General features: G+C 65.8%; 5 protein-coding genes. All 5 read right to left on the minus strand.

Annotation, left to right across the window (positions count from 1 at the left end; translation table 11 throughout):
• Window positions 1-10: 10 nt before the first annotated feature.
• The gene (locus JHC79_RS15980; protein ID WP_296392557.1) at window positions 11-271 is read right to left on the minus strand and encodes a hypothetical protein; all 261 of its coding nucleotides are present in this window, start codon (window positions 269-271) and stop codon (window positions 11-13) included.
• A gap of 329 nt (window positions 272-600) precedes the next feature.
• Window positions 601-1,263: an MspA family porin gene (locus JHC79_RS15985; protein ID WP_296392559.1), complete on the minus strand. Its 663-nt coding sequence runs from the start codon at window positions 1,261-1,263 to the stop codon at window positions 601-603.
• Window positions 1,264-1,336: 73 nt separating this feature from the next.
• On the minus strand, window positions 1,337-1,936 hold the full coding sequence (locus JHC79_RS15990; RefSeq protein ID WP_366782916.1) for an MspA family porin: 600 nt from the start codon (window positions 1,934-1,936) through the stop codon (window positions 1,337-1,339).
• A gap of 662 nt (window positions 1,937-2,598) precedes the next feature.
• Complete coding sequence (locus JHC79_RS15995; protein ID WP_296392563.1) at window positions 2,599-3,276, minus strand: molybdopterin-binding protein; 678 nt, start codon at window positions 3,274-3,276, stop codon at window positions 2,599-2,601.
• Window positions 3,276-4,256: trypsin-like peptidase domain-containing protein (locus tag JHC79_RS16000; protein WP_296392565.1), on the minus strand; the 981-nt coding region annotated here is incomplete at its 5' end. The genes JHC79_RS15995 and JHC79_RS16000, both read right to left, overlap by 1 nt.

The following is a 4,256-nucleotide window of genomic DNA, read 5'->3' on the forward strand; positions in this document are numbered from 1 at the left end:
AGAGATCAGATCAGCTGGCGCGGGCCAACCACAGACGCTTGCGGCACACCGCTTTCATCTGTTCGACGACGTGGGCCGGCATGGATCCGTCTGCCGACTCGTCGAGTCGCGACCGTAGGCGGGTGAAGAACTCGACGTCGCCGAGACCGAACTGCTCACGGATCTGCTCGGCGGGACCGCCGCCGTGCTGGAACCATCCGAGTTCGAAGCCGATGAGATCGTCGTCGATCATCCGTTGGCCGCTTCGCCCCAGTCCACTGTCCACGCTCATCTGCCTCACCTCATCCGATTCACTCTGCGTTGCTCGCCACCGCCTGACGACGTCACCATTGTGCATCCGGTCACGTAACCACGCCACCATTTTCATCCGCATGAGAACAACGTTATCGACGCTAAATTACATCAGGAAAAACGTTTCGTACCAGCGAGTTACGGCAGTTCCGTGACGCCGCACGTCAGCGGTGGTCGGATCCGGTGAGAGGTCCCAATCGGGCGGGCAGGATCCGCCCCAGGTGTTCACGTCGGACCTTGGTCCGGACATGCAAACGGGGAGCGACCCGAAGGTCGCTCCCCGTCTGGAGAACTGTCAGTTCTTTACGATCAGCCGAGGTTGAACGGCTTGCCGTACAGGGTGACGTAGCCGTCGACCGAGTCGGTCGAGACCTTCACCGTGACCGCAGCCTTCGCCGAGGCGTAGCCCGCGCAGCCGTTGACCTGGAAGGTCTCCTGGCTGTAAGCGATGCCGCCGCGCTTGCCCTTGAACTCGAAGCTGGAGTCAGCCGAGTCCGAGCCGTTGTACTTGCCCAGACCACTGTCGAGAACCGGGGTGAACTTGGCGACGCCGGGAGCGATCGACAATGACGTGTTCGCTCCCGCAGTCGTGTCGGTGGGATCGCCGTCGGTGGAGGCGCCGACGTCGGCCCCTCCGCTTCCGCCACCGCTGAAGTCAACCTGGCACCCGACGATGTAACCCGGGGTGACAGTGCCGCCCTGAACGTTCGCGCCACTGACGGACACGATGACCTGGCCGGACACCCACACGTTGCGGGTGGTGGCGTTGGCCGCACCCGAGCGCGCACGGGTGACGAACTCGTTCTTCAGCTGGACGGTGACCTTGGAGCCGTCGGCCAGGGTCTGGGTGGTGAAACCGCCCGGCAGCTTGCCGGCGGCGGCGTTGCCGGCGCCCAGGCTGGCCAGGGCCACGGCCGAGACGCTGGCGATGGCCGCGGCTGCTGCCACGGAGCGCATCTTGTTGTTCTTCATGATTCCCCTTACGGAATTCAGTCTGCTTGCGGCAGATAAAGTTTCGAGAGTTTGGTGGTGTTTATCTGTCGCGTCAGTTCAGGCTGAACGGAGCGCCGTACAGGGTCGACTTGATGTAGAAGTCACCCTTGACCTCGACCTGCGAGTACGCGCGCGCGGTGGCGTAACCGCCACACTTCTGCACCTCGATCTGCAGGCGCTTGTACTGGATGATGGCCTGTCCACCCTTGATGGTCTTGGCATCTGCGACCGGAACGAACGCAGCCTGGCCCGGCGTCAACGGCAGCGACAAGCTGCCGGAGAGAGCCAGCGCACCCGTGAGGTCGAAGGTCGCGCCGCCGCCGAGCGAAAGCCCACCGACGTTGACCTGGCAGCCGACGATGTAGCCGCTGACGAGGGTTGCGTCTGCACCCTTGGGGGCGGTGGCGACGATGGTGCCGCTCACCTCGGCCGCGCGGCCGAGACCGTTGTTGGCCTGGGAGGGAACCGGGTACGCGCTCTCACCGGCGCGCTTGATGGTGACCTTCTCGCCATCGATGCCGGTCGTGACCTTGGAACCATTCGGAAGAGGGCCCGCAGCTGCGGTGCCTGCGCCCAAGGAGGCCATACCCACCGCGGCAGCCGCGGCGATGGCGGCCGCGCCGGCCAGGCGGCGGAGGCCGGAGTTGCTCATCTTGCTCATTCGTTCCCTCTCACGGAAGTGCGTTATCCAGACGACATCGGAATGTTAGCCCGGAGTGACCTGACGGTTCTGCGAAATACTGACTTGAGCGATTGACGGGCACATTGCGCGCTGTTACCGAGAAGTTAATTCCCGGCACGTGCTCTGATGCCCCCAATTACCGGGAGTGCTTTGCAGGACTCGGCACCCTCGGTGTGTGGTGCGTCATCACGCGGAACGTTAGCGCTCAGCAACCGCCTGAACAACACAAAGACGCGTCGTGTCGCAAAACCCCAGCACGTTGATCGCAAATCAGGCATTCACTACGGCGCGATACGGCGGTACCGATTCACCAGACCGACTTGTCCGAAGTGGCCGGTGTGACGTGGGGTTACTCGTGATGCGGAGGGCGGTTGTTGATCAACCACTCATCCGACCTGGACCCTTGTTCGCGGTGATCCTTGTCACTGTTGGTGAGGCTAGCCTCATCTGACGTGACGGCGGGCATGTCATCGCCGAAGATCTCCGCCAACCGGCGGCGCTCGTCCCAATTCGTGCGATCGGTCATCGCCCTATTCTCCACCCGCCCCGGACGTTCGAAGAAAGACAGAACCCGGACCTCCGCATGGCGGTGATCCGGGTTCGTCGGTTCGTGTCGAGGAGGCGTCTCGAGATCAGAACTCGCTGATCGACTCGATGACGTGTTTGGCCAACGGGGTCACGGTGGCCATGCCGTCACGCACCGCGGCGCGTGAGCTGGCGAGGTTCACCACCAGGGTCTGTCCGGACATGCCGGCGACACCACGCGAGAGACCGGCGTCGGCCGCACCGGCGGCGAGACCCGAGCTGCGCACGGCCTCCTCGATCCCGCGCAGGTTGCGGTCGAGCAGTCCGGTGGTCGCCTCCGGGGTGACGTCGCGGGGCCGGACCCCGACACCTCCGACCGAGATGACCAGGTCGACCCCGCCGATGACCGCGGTGTTGAGGGCGTTGCGGATCTCCACCTCGTCGGCAGCCACGGCGACCATGGCGTCGACGTGGAACCCGGCCTCGGTGAGCAACTCCCCCACCAGCGGACCGATCAGGGTCTGGTCCTCGCCGTGGGCGGCGCGGTCGTCGACGACCACCACCAGGGCGCGTCCGAGATCCTGCGATTCGAGACTGACCGACATCTTCTGTCCCTCTCCGGTGCCCGCAGCCAGACGCTCGGCGGCGATCTCTGCCGCGACGAGGTCGTGCTGGGTGACACCAGTGTCATGAGCGAACTGCTGTTCGCCGTCCGCGATCACACTATCGGTGGTGATCGGGGGCAGGATCCGCAGGATTCCGGTGCGGTCGTCGGTGGTGGACATCAATTTCCCCCGGTGTTCAGAGTGTCGAGAGTGACCTGGACGGTTCGAGACGATCCGTTGGCCGAGTAGGTGATGGAGACGGTGTCGCCGGGCGCGTTCGAGCGGATCGCGGCGACGAGAGCGTCGCCCGAGCTGATGACGCGGTCGTTGACCTTCGTGATGAGGGCGCCCGCGGGGATGCCCGCACGCGCCGCCGCGCCGCCCGCGGTGACGTCGGAGATCTGGGCACCGGGCGTGTCGGCCGTGGTTCCGGCCGAGCGCACCGAGACACCGAGTCCGGCCTGCGTGGCCTTGCCGGTCTGCTGCAGCTCCTTGGCCACGCGCATCGCCTGGTCGATCGGGATCGCGAAACCGAGTCCGATGCTGCCGCTCTGGCCGCCCTCGCTGCTCGATCCGCTCGACAGGCTCGCGATGGCGGTGTTGATGCCGATCAGCGCGCCGTTGGCGTTGACGAGCGCACCACCGGAGTTGCCCGGGTTGATGGCCGCGTCGGTCTGGATCGCGTCGATCACCGAGGCGGTGCTGTCGTCCTGGCCGGCCGTCGACACCGGGCGGTTCAGCGAGCTGATGATGCCGGTGGTGACGGTGCCCGCGAGGCCCAGCGGCGAGCCGACCGCGATGACGTTCTGGCCCACCGCGAGGTTGCCGGACGTACCGACGGTGATCGGGGTGAGACCCGACTTGTCGGCCTTGATGACGGCGATGTCGGAGATGGGGTCGGTACCGAGAACCCGTGCGCCCGAGGTGCTGCCGTCGCTGTAGCTGACGGTGAGCTGGCCCGTGCCGCCGGTCTCGGCGGTGACGACGTGGTTGTTGGTGAGGATGACGCCGTCCTGGCTGAGCACCACTCCGGAGCCCTCACCCTCACGGTTTCCCACCCGCACGTCGATGGAGACCACCGAGGGCAGGACCTTGGCCGCCACGGCCTGCGTCGACCCGGCCGGAGCCGCGACGGGTTGGGCGGTGTCACGGTCGCCGGC

It is taken from the genome of Williamsia sp. (assembly GCF_016462415.1).
Taxonomy (GTDB): Bacteria; Actinomycetota; Actinomycetes; order Mycobacteriales; family Mycobacteriaceae; genus Williamsia_A.

What these genes read in the sequence shown, in the direction of transcription:
- JHC79_RS15980 (WP_296392557.1), bottom strand. Translation starts at nt 271, where the DNA reads ATGAGCGTGGACAGTGGACTGGGGCGAAGCGGCCAACGGATGATCGAC.
- JHC79_RS15985 (WP_296392559.1), bottom strand. Translation starts at nt 1,263, where the DNA reads ATGAAGAACAACAAGATGCGCTCCGTGGCAGCAGCCGCGGCCATCGCC.
- JHC79_RS15990 (WP_366782916.1), bottom strand. Translation starts at nt 1,936, where the DNA reads ATGAGCAACTCCGGCCTCCGCCGCCTGGCCGGCGCGGCCGCCATCGCC.
- JHC79_RS15995 (WP_296392563.1), bottom strand. Translation starts at nt 3,276, where the DNA reads ATGTCCACCACCGACGACCGCACCGGAATCCTGCGGATCCTGCCCCCG.